We start from the raw sequence: 2,361 nt of genomic DNA on the forward strand, positions 1-2,361 counted from the left end.
GTCGGGTAGGCAGGCACTCTCACGAGCGCCCGCCCCCCTAAGAACCGTACGTGACAGATTTCCCGTCATACGGCTCAAGCCTTCTTTTTATCAAAACAACTTCTTTATTTAATACATGGTACATGTACTAATTTAGCAGCTTTACCTATAGGAGTTTCTAAGTTTCGCACTGTAACTTCTTCGCCATTTTGTAGAGTGTATTTACATAATGCACAACGATAACCTTGTTTTCTTGCGAGTTTCATTCTGTCTAGCGTATTTTCGCTATCGAAGACCTTACGGTCTCGCTTTTCCCAATACTCTTTTAGGTTCGGATCATCTGGACTGTTCTTATAGGCTACCATTACATGCCGTTCTATTTTAATCCAGGCCATCTTCAACAATTGAATATTAGTAAGTGGACAGGTGAGAGTCCATTTATCATTTCCACCGTGGTTGGGTTTCTTAAAATAACGCTTAGTAATCCATTCCCACGACTTTTTTGGGTGTAATTGTTTAAGATGCTTGATTAACTTAGAGAAAACATAATGGTCCATATAACTAAACGTCTTTTTGGAAACGACATGTTTCCAATACTGTCCGTAACCTCTAATAATAGGATTTAAGACACGTATAATTTCTTTTACTGGTCGTCCTCTCATCCTTGTGAACGTATCTTTTATCTTGTTTTTAGCTTTCTTAATACTATCTTTGTTAGGTTTAATGAATAACTTCTTTCCTTGTCCTGTTTCGTATTGACGCAGCGAGAAGCCAAGAAAGTCGAACCCATTATCGATATGTGTAATCCTAGTTTTATCGGCGCTGAGTGTAATTCCTCGTTTTTGTAAATAAGGAATTAGATTTTGATACATACTTTCAGCTTGTTCCTTCGTTTCCGTTACGATGACGAAGTCATCGGCGTAGAGAACACGCCCTGCCTTGCATTTTGGGTCGATTTTATATCCTCCGTTTGGTTTATACGTCTTTTTATACACAATACCAATCTCTTCTTCCATACCGCATAAGGCGATATTAGCTAGAAGGGGAGACACAATCCCCCCTTGAGGGGTTCCTTCTGTTGTCGCACGAAGCATATCCTGCTCTATGTAGCCCATTTTAAGCCATCTTTTGATGAGAGTGTTTCCTGGAAACATAGATGTTTGTTCAATTATCCACTTATGATTAAGATGGTCAAAGCATCCTAGAAAATCTCCCTCAAATACCCACTTCTTCTTACTGTTTGTGTTGAGCTTATTAAAAAGATTACTTATCGCATCGTGTGTGCTTCGTTTAGGACGAAAACCGTAGGAAGTAGGTTCAAACTTGACCTCCCATTGCGGTTCGAGTGCATTCTTGACTACGTTTTGATAAACTCGATCTCGTATCGTAGGGATGCCCAGGGGTCTTAGCTTTCCGTTTTTCTTCGGGATAAACGTTCTTTTTGCTGGCTTTGGACAGTGTCGAAATACATTACATTTGACTAATTGGTGATAAAGTTTGATACGTTCGCTTGGTTTTGAGGCTATATAGCCGTCTACACCAGGTGTTCGCTTACCGTTATTTTGTTGTGTTACTCTGCGAATAGAAAGCAGTAGATTTGCTTTACTCCGAAGGAGTAAGCGTTGTAGCTTCCTTACTTTTCTTTGCTGATTTTGTTGTTCGGCACGATAAATTCTTTGTCGTAACTTCGTTACATATTTTTGTATAATACTCCAATCAATAGAGTACCAATCTTTATGCGAGACGTGCGCCGACGCTCGCGGAGAGGTATTCATAACAGCACGCTCCTTTTCGCTAGAAGATAGCCACAAATTTATTTTCGTGTTGAAGACCAACGAGAAGTGGGCGCTCTTTCGAGCCTGTCATTGTCCATAAAGACGACAGTATCCGTCCAGTTATACAATGTTTCTGCTTTCCTGTCCCTTTTCAGAGTAACGGCTTTCGCTTTTTCTCGTATCCCATACCCTCTGCCACATCGTTTGACTTTGCAGTCATCCTACTGCTAGTGCAGATGACATAGGGCTTACCAAGTTTCACTTCCTTCAGATTCGATGGGGTTAGGTAGGTTCTTTACTCCGGGCAAGGTGCGGGACGCATCAGAATAGCCTTATGATTCTATTTTTCCTCTTGCCAAGACCCAAGCTAGTCTATGCATTATCTTGAGCTAATCTTGACGAAGCTTACAAACCTTCACTTTCGTTTACCATACCTATCATCTCCTAGCAGTATTCTGGACCATGCATTTGTCCTCTGTTTCCGCATTTCCTCATGCAACCGACAGACTCGTTACCAAGAATGCCGTTTCGGATGGAGATCATCTTTGCGTCTAGATGAGTAGCATTAGCTACACTGTAAGAAAGCGACTTCTTGTCGCACCATAAG

Annotated in this window: 1 protein-coding gene; it reads right to left on the bottom strand. The window is 41.2% G+C overall.

Annotated elements, in window-relative coordinates:
• Positions 1–104 precede the first annotated feature (104 nt).
• Positions 105–1,754: a group II intron reverse transcriptase/maturase gene (gene ltrA, locus MMB68_RS27425; RefSeq protein ID WP_272767055.1), complete on the bottom strand. Its 1,650-nt coding sequence runs from the start codon at positions 1,752–1,754 to the stop codon at positions 105–107.
• Positions 1,755–2,361: the final 607 nt, after the last annotated feature.

It is taken from the genome of Priestia sp. Y58 (assembly GCF_029522095.1).
GTDB lineage: Bacteria > Bacillota > Bacilli > Bacillales > Bacillaceae_H > Priestia > Priestia megaterium_E.

Coding starts and splice junctions, on each gene's coding strand:
- ltrA (WP_272767055.1), bottom strand. CDS start 1,754: ATGAATACCTCTCCGCGAGCGTCGGCGCACGTCTCGCATAAAGATTGG.